The sequence below is a fragment of the Centipeda artemidis DSM 19719 genome (genome assembly GCF_000426665.1).
Taxonomy (GTDB): Bacteria; Bacillota; Negativicutes; order Selenomonadales; family Selenomonadaceae; genus Centipeda; species Centipeda artemidis.
Window position 1 is genome coordinate 112,561 of sequence record NZ_AUFU01000007.1, and the last position, 21,219, is coordinate 133,779.

Here is a 21,219-nt window from a genome sequence, read left to right on the forward strand (position 1 = left end):
TGCTCTTCCATAATCTACTGTATCTGCGTCAAAAAAGCAAGCGCGGCTTTCATTCCATCGAGCGCCGCGCTCATGATGCCGCCCGCGTAGCCCGCCCCCTCGCCGATCGGGTACAGCCCTGCCGTCCCCTCCGCCTGCATCGTGCATGCATCGCGCAGGATGCGGCAGGGCGCGGAAGAGCGCGACTCAACGCCCGTCAGGGGAATGTCCGCCGCGCCAAAGCCCGGGATGCGACGCTCCCAATGTACGAGTGCGCGCGCAAGCGCGCCCGCGGCGAACGCGGGCAGCACCTCATGCAGATCGGCGGGGCGCACGCCCGGCGCATAGGTCGGCGCGACGGCAAAGTCACGCGTCCCCGTCCGCCCCGCGAGGAAATCCCCGACGGACTGCACAGGGGCGCAATAATCGCCGCTGCCCGCACGGAACGCACTACGTTCAAGTTCACGCTGCAATCGGATACCGCCGAGCACGTCGCCGTTCCAATCCGCAGGACTTACCTGCACGAGAAGCGCACTGTTCGCCGTCCCGGAGTTGCGGCGGTAATTGCTCATGCCGTTCGTCGCGAGCATTCCCTGTTCCGATGCCGCCGCGACCACCATGCCGCCCGGGCACATGCAGAACGAGTAGACGCCGCGTCCGGCCGTATCGTCGCGGTAGGTCAGCGCATAGTCGGCGGCGGGCAGCAGTTCATAGTCCGCCGCGCCGTACTGCATCCGATCGATAAACGCCTGCGGATGCTCGATGCGCACGCCGACGGCGAACGGCTTTGCCGTCATGGCAAGTCCCGCCGCATGGAGCATCGCATAGGTATCGCGTGCCGAATGCCCGATGCCGAGGAATACCGTGTCCGCCGGGATGCGCTCCGCTTCGTTCACGACGACAGCCGCAATGCGCCCGTCCTTTCGCTCAACACCTGTCACCTGCGTCTCAAATCGCACTGTGCCGCCGCATCGTATGATTTCGGCGCGCAGATTTTTCACGACCGTACGCAGGATGTCCGTCCCGATGTGCGGTTTTTGGAGCACACGGATTTCCTCGGGTGCGCCCGCCGCGATAAACGCCTCGATGATGGCACGCATCCGCGGATCGCCGCTGCGTGCCGTGAGCTTCCCGTCGGAGAACGTCCCCGCGCCGCCCTCGCCGAACTGCACGTTGGACAGAGGATCAAGCCGCCCCGTTTTCCAAAACACCGCCACGTCCTGCGTACGGCGGTCGACGTCGCGCCCGCGTTCGAGGACAATCGGCGCCGCCCCCGCTTGTGCAAGCACCCACGCGGCAAAGATACCCGCGGGGCCAAATCCCACAACGACAGGGCGATGCGCACTGCGCACCGTAAAAATGCCCGGCGGCAGGAGCTCCATAGGATTCTCATCCGGCGCAGGAGCAATATCCTTATCTTTTCTATGTTTCCGGAGAACGGCGCGCTCGTCGTCCACCTGCACGTCGAGCATATAGACCCACACGATCGGCGCGCCGCGGTAACAGCGTGCGTCAAGCGCCTTATGAGCGACAAACACCCCGCGCACAGCTCGGGTCGGCAGCGAAAGCCGCTCTGCCGCAATCATTGCGAGGGGCTGCGCTGCATCGTAGGGAACGCGCAGATTTTTGATGCGGATCATCTCATCGCTCCGACCTTAATCTCTACGGTCACATTCGGATCCGTCACCGTAACCCCTGCGGGCAGGCGAAGCTGCACGCGGCGCGTCTCGTTTTCCTTGACATCCGCGAGCGAGATCTCCTCCGTATCGATGCTCGTGATGGATTTGAGCACGTCTTCTGCGCCTGCAATCTCGATGCGCGTCGGCGCGGCGGTGATGCTTTCGAGCTTCAGATTCGGTGAGAGATCGCTCTGCGCTTTGACCTTGATCTCTACCACCTTGCGCGTGAGGCCGCGCGCAAGCTTCACCGCGATCTCCGTTTGGCTCGGCGAGACGACGACCTCGGAGGACTCACGCCCGTCGCTGTTCATCGCAAGAAGCGGTGCTGCCACGGAAAAATCCTGCCCCTGCCCGCCGAGATTCACATGTGCCACGATACGTGTCACACGATCCACCTCGGAGCGCGGCCCTTCGACCGTCGCCGCCGCAACGGTCTGTGAAATCTTGTCTACGGCGACGCCGCTTGCCGGCGTGCCGCTCGTCATCACATCCACCTTAAACGACTTCTGCACAATACGGTCAAGAGAGACCGTAATTTTATCGGGCGACGTGCTGATGAGCTCAAACCCGTATGGGATTGTCGTCTCCACCGGATAATTTTTATCTCCCTCCGCGTAGTCCGCGAAATTCAACTTGGCGTGGAAATCGCCGCGATCCGCCGCGACAAATGCCGAACGCGGCGCACGCACACGGATCGTTACCGTTTCGGCGGAGGCATGCATACGATACCCGTCGGGCGCATCCGCCATGGATACGGGAATCGAATAGCTGCCCTCGATCGCCGGATTTTGATCGTTCATCACATAGAGCCAAAGCAAAATGGCAATGACGAGCGCACAGATTTTCACGAGCAAATTGTGCTGCACTATATCTCGCAGAGCGTTCATCATTTCTTCCTCCAGCCCCGAACCAGTTCAAAGATCGACGAGCGCGCGCTGTAGGCAAAAGCGGGTGTGAGAATGTGCGTAAGCTGATCCTCATCCAGATGCCGGTGGATCCTCCCGTTCTCAGCGATCGAGATTGTTCCCGTCTCCTCGCTGACAACGACGATGAGCGCGTCGCACTGCTCCGAAAGCCCGATTGCGGCACGATGGCGCGTACCGAGCTCGCTCGAGAGTGTACGGTTCTCCGTCAGCGGCAGGAGACAGCCCGCAGCGATGAGCCGCTTCCCGCGAATGACCGCCGCGCCGTCATGGAGCGGCGTATTTGGAATAAACACGTTGATAAGAAAATCCGAGGTGATGAGCCCGTCAATCTGTATCCCCGTTGCGCTGATGTCGTTCAGTCCCATATTTCGCTCAATGACGAGCAGCGCGCCGATTTTATTGGTCGAAAGGATCTTCACGGCATTCCGGATCTCGCGAATCGTACTCTGCGCCTCCTCATCGTCGAGAAGCCCTCCCGCACCGAGGAAGCGCCCCTGGCCGAGATGTTCGAGCGCGCGGCGCAGCTCCGGCTGAAAGACGATGGGCAGCGCGACAAAGAGCAGTGTCACGGATTTTTGCAGCAGCCACGAGATGACATGCAGATCAAACCAGCTCGCCACCACCGTGATACCGAGCAGCACAAGGATACCCTTGCCAAGCGTAATGGCGCGGGTATCCTCGAGCATGATATAGACGCGGTAGAGAATGACCGCCACGATGAGAATATCGAGTACATCGAGCGGTGTGATGGTCGACAGAATGCCGCGAAACTGCGTCGGCATCGTAAAATCAAACGGCATATGAACCCCCAAGCGTTAAACTTCCCTCTCCGTCTCTCCCGTTTCCGTGCGCCCCGCCTTCCCTACGAATCTGCGCACACAAATCCAAACCGATGCTATATTTAAGAAATTCTCTGAGACCGCCCAAAATCCTTTTTGTCTTTCTTTTCTTTTCAAAAAAATTTGGGACTGCCGCCCTGCCCAATATGTTTGGGCGCAATGGCGGCAATCCCGTTGCTTAACAAATTTTACGGATCCATCCCTCGGGCGCAGGCACGGTGCCGAGCTGGATACCGCGCAGCGTATCGTACAGCTTTTGCAGCACCGGTCCCATATGATCGGAACTGTCCGGGAACACGATCGTGCGGTCGTCGTGCGTCACTGAGCCGACGGGAGAGATGACCGCCGCCGTCCCGCAGAGTCCGCACTCGGAAAAAGACGCGAGTTCTTCGAACGGCACGGGACGATGCTCCACCTTCATCCCGAGGATATGCTCGGCGATATGGACGAGAGAGCGGCGCGTGATCGACGGCAGAATGGAATCTGATTTCGGCGTCACGATCGTTCCGTCTCCCGTGACGAAGAGGAAATTCGCACCGCCCGTCTCCTCGACATAGGTGCGCGTCGCCGCATCAAGGAACATATTCTCGTCGAATCCCGCCGCATGTGCTGTCATATAGGCATGGAGACTCATCGCGTAGTTCAGCCCCGCCTTGATGTGCCCCGTCCCGTGCGGTGCTGCACGGTCGAACGCGCTCACGCAGAGCCGTACGGACTTTACCCCGCCCTTAAAATAAGCCCCCACGGGCGTGCCGAAGAGCCGAAACTCATACGCATCTGCCGGCTTTACCCCGATCACCTCGCCCGATGCGAACATGAAGGGACGCAGATAAAGCGATGCATCCGAGCCGTACGGGGGCACATAGTCGCGGTTTGCCGTGACCACCGCGTCGACCGCCGTGAGGAAGCGCTCTTTCGGAAAGGACGGCATCTCAAGATATGCCGCCGAATCGTACATGCGCTCCGCGTTGAGATCCGGGCGGAACGCAACGATGTGTCCGTCAACGGTCTCATACGCCTTCAACCCTTCGAAAACCTCCTGACAGTATTGCAGAATGCCCGCACATTCGCTGATCGCAACCGTCGCCTCGGAGGAAAGACCTCCCTCATCCCATTTTCCGTCCGCATAATGCGCCACATAGCGCTGCGGCAGAGTGCGGTAGGAAAACTCGAGATGCTCCCAGTCAATATCCGCCTTTGCCATAAATAGACGCCTCTTTCCTAATGGAGAGGGCACGAGAACGCCCTTCCGTTCAAAATGTATTCCTTATCATAGTACCGCGCGTTTATCTTGTCAACTCCTTGCGTGCTTTCGGAAGCTTCATCAGAATATCGCGTGCCATCAGACCGTTTCCTTTACGCTCGTAGGTGAGATCGCCCGCGCGTCCGTGCAGATATACACCGGCGATCGGCGTCATGCCGCTCTCCATCTGGCGCATCAGCCCCGCAATCGTCCCTGCGAGCACGTCGCCGCTCCCTGCCGTCGCCATACCCGGGTTGCCGCAGGTCGTAAAGAACGCGTCCCCGTCCGGATAGACGACAATCGTACACTCGCTCTTCACCACAAAGACTGCCTGGCAGTCGCGCGCCGCATTCCGTGCTGTTTGCAGGAGGTTCGCACGCACCTCCTCCGCAGATTTTCCAAGGAGATGGGCGAACTCCCCGATATGCGGCGTGAGGATCGGCACCTGCGGCAGATCCCGGAGCGCCGTGAGCTGACCCGCAAATGCCCAAATCGCATCCGCATCCATCACGAGCGGAGCCTTGACGTCGGCAGCAAAGAGCCGAACGAACTCCGCCGTCTCCGCCGCACGACCAAGCCCCGGACCAATCAACACGGCATCTGCCGACGCCGCAAGCGAAAGAGATTTTTGCAGCGCCTCCATGCCGCCGAAGCAGCCCTTGCCCTCGTCCGGGATCGGCACAACCATGACCTCGTTCAGTTTCGCCGCAAGGATCTCATAGATGCGCTCCGGCACAGCAAGCGTTACAAGTCCCGCGCCGATGCGCAGTGCCGCCTCCGCCGCCATCGCCGCCGCGCCCGTCATACCGACCGATCCCGCAAGGATAAGGATGCGCCCACAGTCTCCCTTATGCACATCGCGGCGGCGCACCGGCAGCAGTTTCGTCACCGTTTCCTGCGTGATGAGCGACTGACGCAGACTCTCGCCCGTGAGAAGCGCCCGCGGAATGCCGATGTCGTCCACAAGCAGCTCTCCGGTATAATTTGCGCCCTGCCCGATGAAATGCCCAACTTTCGGCAGTCCGAGCGCAAGCGTCCGATGTGCCTGTACCGCAAGCGAAACGATCCGCCCCGTATCCGCCTCCACGCCGCTCGGCACATCAATGGAGAGCGTCTTTTTCCCGGCCGCATTCATCTCCTCAATGAGACGGATCACGGGCTTGCGAAGTTCCCCCTGCACACCCGTGCCGAGGATGCCGTCCACAACGCCGTCTGCAAAGCGCAGCGCAACGCGCAGGCGATCCCAGTCTCGATCGCTCTCAAGCGGACGCACCTCCACGCCCATCGCCCGAACGGCATCGTGCATCGCACGTGCCGCATCGCCAAGACGCTCCTCATTTCCGGTAAAAAACAGCTTCACGCGCGCGCCCATATTCATCAGATGCCGTGCGGCAGCAAAGGCATCGCCGCCGTTGTTGCCGCCGCCCGCAAAGACGCAGACGGACTTCCCTCGTGCGCTTCCGATGAGAGACACCGTTTCCTCCGCTGTGCGCCGTCCCGCATTCTCCATGAGAGCAAGTGCCGGGAGACCGTACTCCCCGACAACGCGTTCGTCAATCGTCCGCATATCCGATGCAAATGCGATATTCATAATGATCCCTCCAAAACACAATATGCCGTCGCATATTCTTTTTCATGACTAAGCGTGATCCATACGCGTATGACACCCATTGCCGCCGCGCGCGCTGCAAACGCACCTGTGAGCCCCGCCTGCGGCGCCCCAAGCGCATCGGGCAGGATCTCGATGTCGAGCAGCGTTCCGTCGCGCAGCCCCGTGCCGAACGCTTTCATCACCGCCTCTTTGCCTGCGAACCGTGCGGCAAAGCTTGCGGCGGCGCCGGCACCTCGCCCCCGCGCATAAGCGATTTCTCCCGCCGTATAGACGCGCGCCACAAAGCGCGGGTTCTCAATCGCCTTCGCAATGCGCGGAATATGAATGATATCGCTGCCAACACCTAGGATCATGGAATGTCCACCTCTGCCGATTCATGATACAAAAAGGAGCCATTGCCCCCGCAACAGCCCCTTTCAATCTCTCTTTGTATTTCCCCTGCACGATCAGTGCTGCAGGGGAGCCGGAACAACGCCCGGCGTCGTCTGCGTCGGACGCTGCTCCGCGCCCATCGGTGCGGTTCCCACGCTCATATTCGCCGACGATTCTCCTGCCGCCGATTTTGGCATGGACGTTGACGGCGCATTTGCATTTGACACGACCTTGCCGTCTGAGGATGTACTCGAATCCTCTTGGCTAAAGCGCATACTGCGTGCAATGAACACCTCGACGCGGCGATTCTGCGCACGCCCCTCCTCCGTATCGTTGCTCGCGATCGGACGATACTCGCTGTAGCCGAGCGCGCTGAACCGCGCCGGATTCAGCGAGGGCTGCGCCCCCATCAGACCGCGCATGAGACTCACCGCACGCGCGGAACTCAGCTCCCAGTTCGACGGGAACTGAGACGTTGCGATCGGCACATTATCCGTATGCCCGGAGATCGTCACGCGCTCCGGCAGCGAGGTAAGGAGCGCCGCGATCACGGGTACAATCTGCTCCGCCTGCCCTTGGAGAGCCGCGGAACCGGAGTCGAACAGCGCTTTCTCCTTCAGGCGGATCATCAAACCGTCCTCGGAGAGCTCCGTGCTCACCTGATCCTGCAAATCGTGTTCCTTGATGTATTGTTCGAGCTTCTCCTGCGCCTCCGAGAGGTTCTCATTCTCCTTCATATAGGCGCCGTTGCCGTTGTCATTGCCGCTGATCGACGGCGCAGTCTGCGATGTCGACGGGCCCATGCCGGAGAAGAACGACGGCCCGCCCATATTGAACGCCGCCGTAAACGCCTGTGCAAGCGCCTGCATCTTCGACGCGTCCGTTTGGGACATCGCAAAGAGTGCGATAAAGAGCGCCAAGAGCAGCGTCATCAGATCGGAATAGGGCAGCAGCCAAGCCTCGCCCGCTTCCTCCTCATGCGGCTTCGCATGTTTTTTACGCGCCATATCAGCCCTCTCCCTTCAGCGCCTCACGCTCCGTCTGCGGGATAAAGACCATGAGCTTTGCCTCAATCGCCGTCGGCGAATCGCCTGCCTGCAGCGAAAGAATGCCCTCAATGATCATGCGTTTTTGACTGACTTCCTGTTCGGACATGATCTTGAGCTTGTTTGCAAACGGCATCCACAGAACGTATCCCGTGAAGATACCGAGAATCGTTGCAACGAATGCCGCGGCAATGGAGTGACCGAGCTTATCAATGTCGTTGAGGTTTCCGAGTGCCGCGATCAGACCGACAACGGCGCCGAGAACGCCCAGTGTCGGCGCATACGTGCCTGCCTGCGTGAACATCGAGCGCCCTTCGGCGTGACGTTCCTGCATGATGGCAAGCTCCGCATCGAGCACATCACCGACGAAGTCGGGATCCATACCGTCGATGACCATACCGAGACCCGTGCGGAAGAACGGATCCTCTATCTCCTGCGCCTTGCTCTCAAGTGCGAGGATACCTTCGCGGCGCGCGATCTGCGACAGCTCGATGAATTGCTGTACCAGCTGTCCCTTTTCCTGGAGCTGCGGCACCTGGCATGTCTTCTTAATCAGATTGACAAAGTTCCCCAGCTGTTCCATGCGGAACCCGATAAAGAGACACGAGAACGTGCCGCCGATAATGATAAGGAACGCCGCCGGGTTGTTCAGTGCCGAAAGCGGCGCTCCTTTTAGGATCATACCAACAAAGATCGAGATGATACCCATGATGATCCCGATGACCGTTGATTTTTCCAACGCAAAAGCCCCCAATCCATTTCTCTCGGTCGCCGGACGCGTATATCTCGCGGCTGCCCCATACAGCAAAAAGGAGACACACGTCCACATCTTCCTATATTATTCCATAAACCCCGCGAAAATCCTACCTGTTTTTTAAAAAAACTCTCAAAAATTCCCGAAAATTTTTCAATAAATTTACATTATAGAACCATATATTCATTGAAAGTATGGTATAATAGAAGCCATATAAAAAATAATTATTAGGAGGATGGTCTTATGGAACTACGGCAGTTGGAGTATTTCCAAATGGCAAGCCGCTTGAAAAACATCACGCGTGCCGCCGAACGCCTTCGCGTTTCTCAGCCGAACATCACCGTTGCCATCAAGAAACTGGAAAGCGAGCTTGGCATCCAACTCTTTGATCGGAGTCAGAAACAGCTCTCCCTTACCCCCGAAGGTGCTGTCTTCCTCGGACGCGTCGAAGTCGCGCTCCGCAGCATCCAAGACGCTGTGCTTGAAGTCAACGACTACAAGCAGCTGCAAAAGGGGACGATCAAGATCGGCATCCCGCCGATGATGGGCGCCTATCTCTTCCCGAAGATTTTTTCGAGTTTCCAGCGCCGCTATTCCCATCTGGACGTCTACCTCCACGAGGAAGGCTCCGTTGCCATCCGCGAACAGCTCGAGCGCGATGAGCTTGACTTCGGCATCATCATCATCCCCGAAGCCGCGCCCAATCTGCAGCTCCTGCCTATGGCACGCAGTCAGATTGTCTGCTGCGTACAGGAGGACAGCCCGCTCGCCGCGCGCAAGGCGATCACGATGCAGGACATCGAGGACAGCAGCCTCATCATGCTCAAGGAAGGCTCCTTCCTCCGGCAGATCATGCTGCAAAAGATGAAGACGGCGGACATCACGCCGAATATTGTCCTCGAGTCCAATCAGGTCGTCACCATCATGGGGCTCGTAGCGAGCGGCGTCGGCATCGCATTCCTGCTCGATATGGTCGTCCGCGATGTCCCCGGGATCCGCGCGATCCCGCTCGCAACGCCGACGCATGTTGACGTTGGTCTCGCGTGGAAACGCGACCGCTACATCTCGCGTGCAGCGCAGTCCTTCATCGATTTCAGCAAGGACATCCTCAGCCGCAGTGCCGAGCATAGTATACTCTGAATCACCACAACATACAATATGCACATCAAAACTCCCGAAGCATCAACGCCTCGGGAGTTTTTTAGATGCATTTTAATCATCAGTACAGCAGATGCGCCACAACATAGCCGACGCAGCAGCCCGAGCTGACGCCGATGAGTCCCGGGATCATGAACGAGTGGTTCAATATATACTTGCCGATGCGCGTTGTCCCCGAGCGGTCAAACCCGATGCACGCAAGGTCGGATGGATATGTCGGCAGGAAGAAGTAGCCGTAACACGCCGACACAAACGACAGAATCATCACGGGATCCATCCCCACGTTGATCGCCATCGGCACCACGATCGCGATTGCCGCGCCCTGCGAATTCACGAGCTTCGACGTGAGGAAGGCGAGCACCGCATATGCCCACGGATAGGTCTGCACCGCGGTGCCGAGGAACTGCTTGAGGAACGCGATATGGTTCATAAAGTAGGTATCCGCCATCCACGCGACGCCGTAGACGGAGACGAGCGCGACAACGCCCGAGCGGAACACCTGCGAATTGCCGACATCCTTTGCCTTCATTTTGCAGGTAATGAGGATCACAGCGCCCACGAGCAGCATGACCATCTGAATGACCACAACCATCGAGATGGGCTTCGGCGCCGCTCCCTCCTTTGCCGCAAATTTCGGCAGGAGTTCGGGGAAGTTGCCGAGCACGGCAATCGCGATGATGCCGACAAAGAAGATGTACATCGCACGGTAGTATTCCTTCGGCAGCTCCTTATCGAGCAGCGTCTCGGAATCACCGTAGACATACTGCTTGTTCTCCGGGTCGCGGATGAACTCCTGGAAGCGCTCGTCGTCCTCAAGATCCTTGCCGCGGCGATAGCTCCACAGCGCCGCAAAAAGGACACCGCAGAACGTCGCCGGGATCGACACGGAGAGCACTTGGAACACCGTAAACTCATGCCCCGACGCAGAGAGGAACGCAACGAGCGATACGACCGCGACCGAGACCGGCGATGCGCAGATCGCCATCTGTGAAGCAACGGATGCCACCGCCATCGGACGCTCCGGACGGATGCCCTGCTTGATGGCAATATCGTAGATGATCGGGAACATCGTGTAGACGACGTGTCCCGTCCCGCAGAGCACCGTGAGGAACCACGTTGTCAGCGGTGCGAGGATCGTGACATGCTTCGGATTGTTCCGGAGGAACTTCTCCGCGTACTTCAGCATGACCGTGAGACCGCCCGACGTCTGCAGGAAGCCCGCGCAGGTCACGACCGCAAGGATGATCAGCATGACGTCGACGGGCGGCTTGCCCGGCTGATAGCCGAATCCGAACGTGTAGATCACGAGACCGATTCCGCTGATCACCGCGAGTCCAAGTCCGCCGTGCCGTACGCCGACAATGAGGCAGACGAGGAGCACAACGAATCCTAACAACATTTCCATGAATATAATTCCTCCATTCTTAGAAAGTACCGCTCCGGCGGCGCTTTCCACACAAGCCCCTCATCATATACAGTTCTCATAACGGCTTTATTATACATCATATTATTTTATAGGTAAAGCATTACGCATATAAATAAAAGTTATATTTACTATCAATAAAGTTTCTATAATATGCGTACCGTTAAGTTCCACTGCCCCGCAAGCGCAAAGGCGCACAAAAAAGCAAGCCTGCCGCATATGCGATAGGCTCGCCTGTAGATCCTATAAAATTTTACCGCTTCATGTTAATCAGCGTCTCGAGCATCTCGTCGGAGACGGTGATGATCTTCGAGTTGGACTGGAATCCGCGCTGGGTAATGATCATGTCCGAGAACTGATCGGCGATGTCGACGTTGGACATCTCAAGCGCAGAGGTCGTCAGCTCCGAACCGATATCCGCCGCACCGCTGATCGTACGCGTGCCGGAGTTGTTCGACTCCTGATAGAGATTGCCGCCCATCTTCGTGAGACCCGAGGGGTTGTTGAACTGCGCCATCGCGATCTGCGCCTCTTTCTGACGCACACCGTTCGTGTAGGTGCCCGTGATCACGCCCGCACTGTCGATCTCAACCTTCGAGAGTGTCCCTGCCGCATTGCCGTCCGTCGTCCCGGCGGCAGTGCTTGTCCCCGAATACTGCGTGAGGGCGGCGAGATTCATCGTCAGCTGTTGTGCCGCGGCACCATTCGTATAGGTCATATTGAGCGATGCCGACCCGCTTACATAGGCGCCTGTAGCGTCAAATTTCAAGTCGGTTTTCGAGAGTGCAACTGTCGTCGTCGTTCCGTCTTCCTCGGTGATGTTATAGGTATCTCCGCCGGTACCGAGGGAAAGCGTCCACGTGTTGTTCGACGACTTCGTGAAGACCACGGGAACGGAATGGCTCTTGCCAAGCGAATCGTAGACCGTAATGAGAGACGTGAACGACGGATAGAACGTATCCCCTGCGGCATAGCTCTTGCCGACAAGACCATCAACAGAGGTGCCCGTCTTTGTATTCAGCGTCACGCTTGATACTGTCTTGCCGCCGTATGTATAGGTGGACTCACGCGTGATTGCCGTGATCTTTCCATCTGCTGCACTTCCCGTATGTGGATAACTCTGCGTCGCAGACGCAACAGTCAGGTTGCTAGTAAGCTGGGCTCTGTTACCGTCGGCCGTCGTTACCGTTGCGCCACCGTCGTTGGCAGTGCCACGAGCCGTAATTTTTGAAATTTTGAGCTGTCCTGTATACTTATCTCCCTGTTTATAAGTGAAACTCGCTGGATTAGGAACGACTACTTCAACAGTATGTCCCTTGTTGATATTATTATCCGTGTCAAGTGTCAACTTCACTGTTGGAGGTGGTCCAGCCTGTGTTTGTGCCGTCTTAATAGTCCCACTAATCGTATAGCTATCTCCATAGGCATAAGTACCCGTCTCCAATTTTTCAACATCCACTGTCGTCGCACCGGCAATTGACTTCGGGCTGGACGGATTAGAGGTATCTATATCAAGCTTTAAATCTACATTGCCTTCAGCTGGTGAGCCTGATTTTGATGCCGTGATACTGGTTATATTGGATGTATAGAGCACTCCCTGAGGGGCATGGTCGAGTTCCTGCACAGCAGCAGCCGCCGCATCGCTAATGCGGATCTTCTTCCCCGTATCGGTCGTCAGAACATAGCTGCCGGACTCTGTCGGCGTATAGGAGCTGACCGTTCCCGTCGTACCGTCCGCATAGCGCACAAGAGTATTTGCCACCTCATATCCCGGCGTCGTCGCATTGAGGTTCTTCGTAAAGGACGCTGTGGTCGTCGTCGTTGCCTTCATGGACTTACCCGCCGGGACTTGAATATTCGTCGTATTTGCTCCGCCATTGGAGATCACGCCATTGTTCGCCATATAGCCCTGTACATAGAGCCCCGTGCTCGGGATCGTAAGGTTGCCCTGCGCGTCGAACTCGAACGCACCGTTGCGGGTGTAGTACTTCTCATTTCCGCGCGATACCACAAAGAGCCCATCGCCGCGCGAGATGGCGATATCGGTGTTCTTGCCCGTCGACTGAACGGAACCGTTCGTATAGAGCAGGTCGGTACTTGCAACCGACATGCCGAGACCGATCTGCTTCGGATTCACGCCGCCAATCGTCCCCTGCGGTGCGGACGCCCCCGAAAGGTTCTGCGAAATCATATCCGCAAACGTCACGCGGCTCGCCTTAAAGCCCGTCGTGTTGACGTTTGCAATGTTGTTGCCAATGACATCCATGCGGGTCTGATGACCCTTCAGCCCGGAAACGCCCGAGAACATGGAACGCATCATAATGAATCTCTCCTTTGCGTATGTGACAGTGCAAAGGAAGAGCCGTTATCCTGATATAGTGCGCAGTCCCCCATGGTATCCTGCGCGCCAAAATAGAGACATGTGTTTTTCACAGTGTCTCCATGCTGACCGCACTAGTCGAGCGCGGTCAAAAGCTTCCCGTAGGTCCGGCTTTTTCAGATAATGGCTGCACTGTCAATATTCGTAAATATACTGTCTGCTGCGGTTAGGTCGTCAAGCGCCGTAATCACGGTGCGGTTCGTCACGGAGACGACCATCGCGGTACTGTCCTTCATGTAGATGAGCGCTTCCCTTGCGCCCTTTTCCCTCATGCGGTCAATCGTACTGCCGAGCTTCTCGAGCTCGCTGTTTGTGAGCATCACGCCGCGTCTTTGCAGTCGCTCTTCCGCGTGCTGCGAGAACCGGACGCGCCGCTTTTCCCCTTCGAGTACCTGTGCAAACGACGCCTCGCTGCCGCCTATCGCACTTCGTCCGTGCCGGGTTCCCCTGCTTCCCTGCCCGACCGGCGCCGTCAGCTCGCCTGCAATTCTCATCGCACCACCTCCTCTCGATATGTGAGCAAATAAAATGCTCCACCGAATATATCGGATGGAGCATCGGAAAACTTAAATCTAAGTGAAGTTTTTTGGAGATGTTGAGATGGAAGAAGTTTGGATGCAGAGCAAGGAATAAGAAAAATCCAAGGGAAGGCCTAGATGAAGCCTACGTCGACCGCAGGATTTTTCGAAATGACACAGCTATGCGCCAAAATCCCGCGTCACGCCTTCACGCCATACTCATAGGTTCTGCTTCGGATGCCGCCCCCGCTTCTGCTTCCTCTTTCTCCAGCGCCAACACCGCCTGCACGAGAATCGCACACTCAAGGCGTTTCTTCTGGATCTCGCACCCTACCTCGTACGGGTGGCGAATATCGCCGTGGAAGAGGTCAGCGTTCGCATGGCAGCCGCCGCTGCAATAGAACCGCGCCCAGCAGTCACGGCAGAGCGGCTTATTGAGGACGTGGGAATTGCGGAAATACGTCGGGAGCTCCATGCTCTCAACGCCCGTGAATACCGAGCCGAGCCGGTAGCCCTCGCGTCCGACGAACTGATGGCAGGGGTAGAGGTCGCCGTTCTCGGCGACGGCATAGTATTCGTGCCCCGCGCCGCAGCCGGCAAGGCGCTTCGCGACACAGGGTCCGTGATTGAGATCCATGTTGAAATGAAAGAAGAAGAACCCCTTCCCCTCGCGCACGCGGTTCAGATAGGTCTCCGTGAGGCGGTCATACTCCTCATAAATGCGCGGCAAGTCCTCCTCGGTAAAGCCGAGCGGACTGTCCTTCAGCACGACAGGCTCCATCGAAAGGATGTCAAACCCCGCCTCGTTCAGTGCGAGCACGTCCTTCGTAAAGTCGAGGTTCTCGCGCGTATAGGTGCCGCGCAAATAATAGTCGTTGCCGCCGCGTGCCTCGACGAGTTTGCGGAAGTTGCGCATCACGATGTCGTACGTCCCCTGTCCGGCGGAATCGGGGCGCATACTGTCATGCACCTCACGCCGCCCGTCCGAGGAGAGGACGACGGAGATGTTATTGTCGTTCAGCCACGCGATATTTTTATCCGAGAGGAGCATCCCGTTCGTCGTGAGCGTCAGCTTGAACTCCTTGCCGGATTCCTGCTCGCGTTTACGTACATACGCCGTCACTTCCTTGACCGTGCGCAGATTCATCAACGGCTCGCCGCCAAAGAAATCGATCTCACAGTGTTTGCGCGGGCCGCAGCCATTGATGATGAAATCGACCGCCGCGCGCCCGACCTCGGGCGACATGATTGCGCGGTGCCCGCCGTAGCTGCCGCCGTCGCCGAAACAATATTTGCAGCGCAGATTGCAGTCCTGCGCGACCATGAGACAGAGGGATTTCACAAGACCGCGCGACTTGAACGTCGGCGGCACGTCGATATCGGGAGCAAAGAGCGCCCCCGCCGCCATGAGCTCATGCAGCTCCCCGATCGCCTCGCGCAGCTCCGCCGCAGGATAGCGTCCCGCGAGACGTGCGGCAACCGCCTCGTCGTTCGTCCCGTCAAAGTCGTCCATGATGTCGTAGATCATCTCGTCGATGACGTGGACAGCGCCGCTGTTGACATCGACGAGGATATGCATACCGTTCTGCTTGAACTTATGCGTTCGGACTTTCATTATTTCTCCTTATACGTAACACTACAAAAGATATGCCGCCCTCTATCGGCAAAGGGCACGGCGTCGCCGTGCCGCTACCGGGGGGCGGCATAAATCGATATGATGCGATGAAAAAACAAAACTGCCGCTCTGCGATAGGCTCGCCGATGCGGCAGCTTCGTCACCCGCCGCCGATTACTTCGCGCAGGGCTGATTGCCTACTGTGCACGAAGTCTTGCAGGCGGACTGGCAGGATGCCTGACACTCGCCGCAGCCGCCCGTGTAGAGCGTCGACTGCATCGTCGGCTTGTTGACCGTCTTGATGTGTTTCATGATTCATTCCTCCTCAATCGGTCATTGTCACTTAATTTTATCGCATAAATCATATTTATGCAAGAACTTTTTATTATTCTGTCCATTCCGCTTCGCGTCTCTCAATATCCGCACCGAGCGCGACGAGTTTTGCCACGAGATCGTCGTAGCCGCGATCGATATGATGGATATATCCGACGCGCGTCTCGCCCTCGGTGACGAGTCCCGCGAGCACCATCGCCGCACCTGCGCGCAGATCAGTCGCACGCACGGGAGCGCCGTGCAGCGCCGCCGTGCCCTCCACGGTCGCCGTGCGGCCGTCCACGCGAATCTGTGCACCCATACGCACGAGTTCCTCGACGTGCATGAACCGGTTCTCAAAGACGGTCTCCGTCACCGTGCTTGTCCCCTCCGCGACGGCAAGCATCGCCATGAACTGCGCCTGCATATCTGTCGGGAACCCCGGGTATGGCATCGTCTTCAGATCGATCGCCCGCATGGGCTGCTCCGCCCGGACACGGATGCCTTCGATGCTCTCCTCGATCATCGCCCCGGCCTCTTGGAGTTTTGCCACGACGGGTTTCAGATGCTCGCTGATGGCATTCTCGATGTAGACGTCGCCGCGTGTCATTGCTGCCGCTACCATGTACGTCCCCGCCTCGATACGATCGGGGATGATGGTATAGTCCGCCGCCGAAAGTCCCGGTACGCCGTCGATCTTGATACGGTTCGTCCCGGCGCCGCGGATGTGCGCCCCCATGACGTTCAGATAGTTCGCGAGGTCAACAATCTCGGGCTCCATCGCAGGATTTTCGAGAATTGTCTGCCCCTCGGCGCAGGACGCGGCCATCATGACGTTCTCAGTCGCTCCGACACTCGGGAAGTCAAAGTAAATATTCGCGCCCTTCAGCCCGTTCGGTGCACTCGCATGGATTGCGCCCTGTGTGATGTCAACCTGCGCGCCAAGTGCCTCAAAGCCCTTGAGATGCAGGTCGATGGGACGCGTGCCGATCGCACAGCCGCCGGGGAGCGATATCTCCGCACGTCCCTCACGCGCAAGCAGAGGTCCCATGATGAGGAAGGAAGCACGCATCTTGCGCACGAGCTCATAGGGGGCTGATGTCGTACCGATGCGCGTGGCGTCGATCTTTAACCGATGCTCCGCCGCCGCATAGTCGGCAGAGACGCCAAGCGAACGTAAGACAGCGGAAATCGTATAGACGTCCTCAAGCGCAGGCACATCGTCCAGCACCGATACGCCGCGGCTGCCAAGCAGCGCCGCCGCAATGATGGGCAGAACCGCGTTCTTTGCCCCGCCGATCTTGACGCGTCCGCACAAGGGTCTCCCTCCATGAATGACCAGTTGTTCCATTCGCCGTTTTCCTCCTATGCGGCTATTCCTCTACCTTGAGACTTGCATGTATGACATTTTCGATCACATAGGGCGCAAAGAATCTCTCTTTTTTCTCACGCTTCTTCTCATCCGCGAGGAGCTTCACACCGCCCTGCGTTTGTTCTTTCTTCGCCGCGCGCGCCGATGCCTTGGCTGCTTCCTTGATACGCTTTTTCAGCTCTTTCTCGGAAGCAGGTGCGGGTGCGGCACCGGGCGCAATGATGACCTCGTTGTTCTGCCCTGTTTCCGCGAGATCGCGCAGTTTTTCTTCCGTCGTCTTGAACCGCTCTTCGTCGTCCGGCACCTCAAGCCCTGCTTGTGCAAGCAGTGCAAGCGGCGATACGGGGACAAATCCCCCGCCGCGAATATCAAGGTTCAGCGTGCCGGGTACCTGATCTTTCGGTACTTTGTAAGGGATGGAAAGTGTTTCCTCAGGTTTTCGATACGGACGGATCTTCGTTTGAAACGTCACCGTTTCCCCGGGCTTTACAGTCGTTTTATCCGGGGTAGCCGAGACCAGCAGCGCCGTCTGGCGGTCACCGGTGAGCTCGACGTCCACATTCACATCGACGATGTCGGATTCCTTCTCCGCATTCGTGACGATTGTCCCAAGCGCCTGCAGTAGCTCCGTGACTGCGATCTGCCCGACATCCGCCGTGTTGTAGTACATATTGCGCCGCTCAAACACTCCGTTTTCGTAGGCGTTCGTCCGAATCGTAAAGTGAATGCGCGCCGTGCTGCTGCCGAGCGCATCCGACACTTTGCTCATTGCGGCATAGGCGATGCTGCTGGAGAGCACAGGGAGAAAATCCTCGTCATAGGCGATCTGCGCCCCGAATGTCTCCTCTGTGCCGAGCGCATCGTCCTTCACATGAATGCGCACGGGCACCGCCGTCGGGAACGTGCCGAGCATCCCCGCTACTCCGGTCTCGCGATCCTGGCTGATGCGCCCGATCACGCTGCCGATATTGGCAATCTTAACGCCGTTGCTCTGCCCCGCAATCGTCCCGATGACATCGGCATCTGTCATGAAATAGTTGACATTTCCCTTATGCATGAACGAGTGCCCAAAGGCAACGACCTTTTTTCCGTCGACCGCCGTAACCGTTCCCGTCGCACCGATGCTGAAATCACCGTAGACAACGGCAACGCCGATTGGCTGACCGCCCTCAAGCGTCGCATCGTAGCGCGTATGTATCTTACCGCTGTCTCCCGTCGTACCGAGAGGAATGAACGTCGTCCCGGCGGGCAGGTTCTTTTCCAAATAACGCAGCCCCGCCGCATTGAATCCACGCGTAAAGAAATACGCCTTCTCCTCCGTCTTGCCCTGTTCCGCCGTCTCGCTCTGTGCCGGCGTGTTCTCTTCAGGCGCTTCGTTTGTTCCTTCAGAGGTCTCCTCTGTACCTTTTGTATCGTCCGCCTTCTTACCGGTGAGCGCATCGATCATATCGCGCCACTCTGCCTCACGCTCCGCACGCGACATCTTTCCAACAGCCTTTTCGCGCGCACGCAGTTTTTCCTTTTCCTCTGCTTTCCGGCGCGCCTCAACCGCCTCGACAATATTCACCGTCTGAATCCGTGTTTGATTCTTCGTATCGGGCATATCCCAAAGAGGCGTCATGTCCTCAATCGGCGTAATGAAAAAAGTATAAGGACTGAGATCTTTCAGCCCTGCCGCAAGCGCGCCGATAAGACGACCGTCAACATAGATGGGGCTGCCGCTCATCCCTTGCAGAACGCCGCCGACATGCTCAATAAAATCACCGCTTGTCCGCGCCATGATCATCCGCTGAGAGCCTTTACCGCTCTCCATGCGCCCAATGATCTCAATCGGAAACGTACGAATCTCACCCGACGTATCGAGCACCGTGTACGCAGTCCCCTGCATCCCCTCCGTCACTTCCTCATAGGGAAGAATCGGAGGCATCGCATGGACGCTCGGCGCAGCAAAGTTCAAAGAAAACGCAAAAAGAGACGCCGCAAGAAAGCGCTTCAAATTCTTTCGCAAAATGTCACCTCAAAAAAAATCTGTACTGCAATAGAGTTGATTCGCTCTATTGTAGCACAGACGGAAATTTTTCGCTAGTTTTTTCATGCGGCAGGATAGAGCCGGCAGGCAAGATAATTAACCGAGCGAATGCTCCAACTCCTCAAGCGTCCGCTGCTTGCTCTCCTTGCCAAGCAGGACAACCGTGGCGGAAATCAGCACAAAAACCGACGCAAACATTAAAAAGATATTCTGCAGCGGAAACGACTGCGCGATCATGACGCCGACAAGCATCGGCGCAATCATGCCGCCGATGCGGCCGAATCCGGCCGCCCAGCCGCTGCCGAGCGCACGCATCGATGTCGGATATTGCTCCGGCGTATAGGTATAAATAACGCCCCACGCGCCGAGATTGAAGAAACTCATCGCCGCGCCCCACATGAGGAGCGCCGCGACGCTGCCCGCGTTGCCGAAGAAGAAACTGCACACGCCGCTCATCAAGAGGAAAAGACCGAGCGTATAGCGGCGTCCGATGACATCGACCAGCCATGCCGCCGCATAGTAGCCGGGCAACTGCGCGAGCGTCATCATGAGAACATATTCAAACGTCTTGACAATCTCGAACCCCTGTGCATAGACGATGGACGGCAGCCACATAAAGATGCCGTAGTAGCTGAACACAATGCCGAACCACGCGCACCACAGCATGATCGTCCGCTGCCGCATCCCCTTCGCCCAGAGCGCCGGGAATCCGGGCGTCTCGACTGTCTCTGCCTGCACCGTCTGCGGCGCAAGCTGATCGAGGAAGGGTTTTTCCGGCAGCTTCAGCTGACGCTCAATCGCGCGAATGATCTCTTTTGCCTCATCCACGCGGCCTTTCGAGAGCAGATAGCGAACTGACTCCGGCATATGCAGACGCAGAACGAATACGTACAGCGCGGGCAATGTGCCAATGACAAACGCCGCCTGCCAACCGTACACCGGAATCAGCAAATACGCGATACACGCCGCCGCGAGCCATCCGAGCGCCCAAAAGCTCTCCAATAGTACGATGAAACGACCGCGCAGATGTGCCGGCGCATATTCGCTCATGAGCGTTGCCGCGACCGGCAGCTCTCCGCCGAGCCCAAATCCGACAAGAAAGCGAAAAACAAGCAGCGATTCATAATTCCATGCGATTGCACAAAGCCCCGTCGAAATACTGTACAGCAAAACCGTGAGCGTAAACACCTGTTTACGGCCGATACGATCCGCAATCGTCCCCGCAAGCACGGCGCCAAGCGCCATACCGATGAGACCAATCGACCCGATCCATCCGGTCTGTGCGGGCGAAAGCGACCATTCCCGCGCGAGCACGGGCAAAACAAATGCGATGAGCCCCGTATCCATCGCATCGAATAGCCAGCCAAGCCCCGTAACGGCGAGGAGCTTGTATTGGAAGCTGCCGAGCGGCAGATATTCCAAACGATCCAAAATCATAGAGAAGGCCTCCCTTCAAGGTCTATATAAAAGCCGACACCTAGACCGTCAAAAATAAACACTGCCTAAGTTGACCGCTATTATAGTCCTGTGTGCTCAATATTGCAAGAGGTCGTATTTCCCTGTTTTTCAAAGGAAAACTACAATTGAAAGGAAAAACCGCTGACGACAAAACAAAAAAGCCCGTGAGAGTCTGTGAAGAAAAGTCTGTAAATCGGATCTTCTATGATGTGTGCAAGTGTTAATCAGGCAATCTGTTAGGATACATAATCGCCAGTTCGCCTCGGATTTTACCCCAGTTCTTTATCGGCATCGTCCATTTCTTAGTGGCTTCAAACGTCGTCAAATAAAGAACCTTTAATAACGCTTGTGCACTAGGAAATACGCTCCGTTGTCGATTTAATCTGCGGTATGATGCATTAAGACTCTCTATGATATTCGTGGTATAAAATGCGGTGCGAACACCCATAGAGAACTTGAATATCGGTGTTATGACGTCCCAATGATCATACCATCTCCGCATGG

The 21,219-nt window shown here is 57.2% G+C and carries 18 protein-coding genes; 1 reads left to right on the top strand and 17 read right to left on the bottom strand.

Annotation, left to right across the window (positions count from 1 at the left end):
• Nucleotides 1-14 precede the first annotated feature (14 nt).
• From K341_RS0105770 to motA, 8 genes are all read right to left on the bottom strand, one after another.
• Nucleotides 15-1,619 carry an NAD(P)/FAD-dependent oxidoreductase gene (locus K341_RS0105770; protein ID WP_026762142.1) on the bottom strand — a complete coding sequence of 535 codons (1,605 nt, stop codon included), beginning with the start codon at nt 1,617-1,619 and terminating at the stop codon, nt 15-17.
• Nucleotides 1,616-2,545 (bottom strand): CdaR family protein, encoded by a 930-nt coding sequence (locus K341_RS0105775; RefSeq protein ID WP_009657639.1) that lies wholly within the window; start codon nt 2,543-2,545, stop codon nt 1,616-1,618. The genes K341_RS0105770 and K341_RS0105775 overlap by 4 nt, the downstream gene beginning before the upstream one ends.
• The gene (cdaA, locus tag K341_RS0105780) at nt 2,545-3,384 is read right to left on the bottom strand and encodes a diadenylate cyclase CdaA (RefSeq protein WP_009349267.1); all 840 of its coding nucleotides are present in this window, start codon (nt 3,382-3,384) and stop codon (nt 2,545-2,547) included. Before cdaA ends, K341_RS0105775 begins: the two co-directional genes overlap by 1 nt.
• A 217-nt stretch (nt 3,385-3,601) precedes the next feature.
• On the bottom strand, nt 3,602-4,627 hold the full coding sequence (locus K341_RS0105785; protein ID WP_026762144.1) for a branched-chain amino acid aminotransferase: 1,026 nt from the start codon (nt 4,625-4,627) through the stop codon (nt 3,602-3,604).
• A gap of 82 nt (nt 4,628-4,709) precedes the next feature.
• Nucleotides 4,710-6,257, bottom strand: coding sequence for a bifunctional ADP-dependent NAD(P)H-hydrate dehydratase/NAD(P)H-hydrate epimerase (locus K341_RS0105790; protein ID WP_026762145.1), 1,548 nt, complete (start codon nt 6,255-6,257; stop codon nt 4,710-4,712).
• A complete protein-coding gene (gene acpS, locus K341_RS0105795) occupies nt 6,254-6,631 on the bottom strand; it encodes a holo-ACP synthase (protein WP_009438624.1) in 378 nt (125 codons plus the stop codon). Before acpS ends, K341_RS0105790 begins: the two co-directional genes overlap by 4 nt.
• Nucleotides 6,632-6,724: 93 nt before the next feature.
• Nucleotides 6,725-7,657 carry a flagellar motor protein MotB gene (locus tag K341_RS0105800; RefSeq protein WP_026762146.1) on the bottom strand — a complete coding sequence of 311 codons (933 nt, stop codon included), beginning with the start codon at nt 7,655-7,657 and terminating at the stop codon, nt 6,725-6,727.
• Nucleotide 7,658: 1 nt separating this feature from the next.
• Nucleotides 7,659-8,450, bottom strand: coding sequence for a flagellar motor stator protein MotA (gene motA, locus K341_RS0105805; RefSeq protein WP_026762147.1), 792 nt, complete (start codon nt 8,448-8,450; stop codon nt 7,659-7,661).
• A gap of 243 nt (nt 8,451-8,693) precedes the next feature.
• Between motA and K341_RS0105810 the strand changes: the two genes are divergently transcribed.
• Nucleotides 8,694-9,590 (top strand): LysR family transcriptional regulator, encoded by an 897-nt coding sequence (locus K341_RS0105810; protein WP_026762148.1) that lies wholly within the window; start codon nt 8,694-8,696, stop codon nt 9,588-9,590.
• Between the two features lie 79 nt (nt 9,591-9,669).
• Here K341_RS0105810 and K341_RS0105815 read toward each other — a convergent pair whose 3' ends face one another.
• The 9 genes from K341_RS0105815 to K341_RS0105855 all read right to left on the bottom strand — a co-directional run.
• Nucleotides 9,670-11,013, bottom strand: a complete 1,344-nt coding sequence (locus tag K341_RS0105815) for an anaerobic C4-dicarboxylate transporter (RefSeq protein ID WP_026762149.1) — start codon at nt 11,011-11,013, stop codon at nt 9,670-9,672.
• A gap of 271 nt (nt 11,014-11,284) precedes the next feature.
• Entirely contained in the window at nt 11,285-13,351 is a 2,067-nt protein-coding gene (locus K341_RS0105820; protein ID WP_026762150.1) for a flagellar hook-basal body complex protein, read from the bottom strand.
• A gap of 176 nt (nt 13,352-13,527) precedes the next feature.
• Nucleotides 13,528-13,905: a TIGR02530 family flagellar biosynthesis protein gene (locus tag K341_RS0105825; RefSeq protein ID WP_026762151.1), complete on the bottom strand. Its 378-nt coding sequence runs from the start codon at nt 13,903-13,905 to the stop codon at nt 13,528-13,530.
• Between the two features lie 232 nt (nt 13,906-14,137).
• Nucleotides 14,138-15,544, bottom strand: coding sequence for a thioether cross-link-forming SCIFF peptide maturase (scfB, locus tag K341_RS0105830; RefSeq protein ID WP_026762152.1), 1,407 nt, complete (start codon nt 15,542-15,544; stop codon nt 14,138-14,140).
• A 174-nt stretch (nt 15,545-15,718) separates the two neighbouring features.
• Nucleotides 15,719-15,856 (bottom strand): six-cysteine ranthipeptide SCIFF, encoded by a 138-nt coding sequence (gene scfA, locus K341_RS12285; protein WP_006691237.1) that lies wholly within the window; start codon nt 15,854-15,856, stop codon nt 15,719-15,721.
• 73 nt (nt 15,857-15,929) lie between these two features.
• On the bottom strand, nt 15,930-17,207 hold the full coding sequence (murA, locus tag K341_RS0105840; RefSeq protein ID WP_009349282.1) for a UDP-N-acetylglucosamine 1-carboxyvinyltransferase: 1,278 nt from the start codon (nt 17,205-17,207) through the stop codon (nt 15,930-15,932).
• A 22-nt stretch (nt 17,208-17,229) separates the two neighbouring features.
• Entirely contained in the window at nt 17,230-19,236 is a 2,007-nt protein-coding gene (locus K341_RS0105845; RefSeq protein WP_026762153.1) for a SpoIVB peptidase S55 domain-containing protein, read from the bottom strand.
• 117 nt (nt 19,237-19,353) lie between these two features.
• Entirely contained in the window at nt 19,354-20,694 is a 1,341-nt protein-coding gene (locus K341_RS0105850) for an MFS transporter (RefSeq protein WP_026762154.1), read from the bottom strand.
• A 241-nt stretch (nt 20,695-20,935) separates the two neighbouring features.
• The coding region (locus K341_RS0105855; RefSeq protein ID WP_026762155.1) for an IS256 family transposase at nt 20,936-21,219 on the bottom strand (284 nt) is incomplete at its 5' end.

Coding starts and splice junctions, on each gene's coding strand:
- K341_RS0105770 (WP_026762142.1), bottom strand. CDS start 1,619: ATGATCCGCATCAAAAATCTGCGCGTTCCCTACGATGCAGCGCAGCCC.
- K341_RS0105775 (WP_009657639.1), bottom strand. CDS start 2,545: ATGAACGCTCTGCGAGATATAGTGCAGCACAATTTGCTCGTGAAAATC.
- cdaA (WP_009349267.1), bottom strand. CDS start 3,384: ATGCCGTTTGATTTTACGATGCCGACGCAGTTTCGCGGCATTCTGTCG.
- K341_RS0105785 (WP_026762144.1), bottom strand. CDS start 4,627: ATGGCAAAGGCGGATATTGACTGGGAGCATCTCGAGTTTTCCTACCGC.
- K341_RS0105790 (WP_026762145.1), bottom strand. CDS start 6,257: ATGAATATCGCATTTGCATCGGATATGCGGACGATTGACGAACGCGTT.
- acpS (WP_009438624.1), bottom strand. CDS start 6,631: ATGATCCTAGGTGTTGGCAGCGATATCATTCATATTCCGCGCATTGCG.
- K341_RS0105800 (WP_026762146.1), bottom strand. CDS start 7,657: ATGGCGCGTAAAAAACATGCGAAGCCGCATGAGGAGGAAGCGGGCGAG.
- K341_RS0105810 (WP_026762148.1), top strand. CDS start 8,694: ATGGAACTACGGCAGTTGGAGTATTTCCAAATGGCAAGCCGCTTGAAA.
- K341_RS0105815 (WP_026762149.1), bottom strand. CDS start 11,013: ATGGAAATGTTGTTAGGATTCGTTGTGCTCCTCGTCTGCCTCATTGTC.
- K341_RS0105820 (WP_026762150.1), bottom strand. CDS start 13,351: ATGATGCGTTCCATGTTCTCGGGCGTTTCCGGGCTGAAGGGTCATCAG.
- K341_RS0105825 (WP_026762151.1), bottom strand. CDS start 13,905: ATGAGAATTGCAGGCGAGCTGACGGCGCCGGTCGGGCAGGGAAGCAGG.
- scfB (WP_026762152.1), bottom strand. CDS start 15,544: ATGAAAGTCCGAACGCATAAGTTCAAGCAGAACGGTATGCATATCCTC.
- scfA (WP_006691237.1), bottom strand. CDS start 15,856: ATGAAACACATCAAGACGGTCAACAAGCCGACGATGCAGTCGACGCTC.
- murA (WP_009349282.1), bottom strand. CDS start 17,207: ATGGAACAACTGGTCATTCATGGAGGGAGACCCTTGTGCGGACGCGTC.
- K341_RS0105850 (WP_026762154.1), bottom strand. CDS start 20,694: ATGATTTTGGATCGTTTGGAATATCTGCCGCTCGGCAGCTTCCAATAC.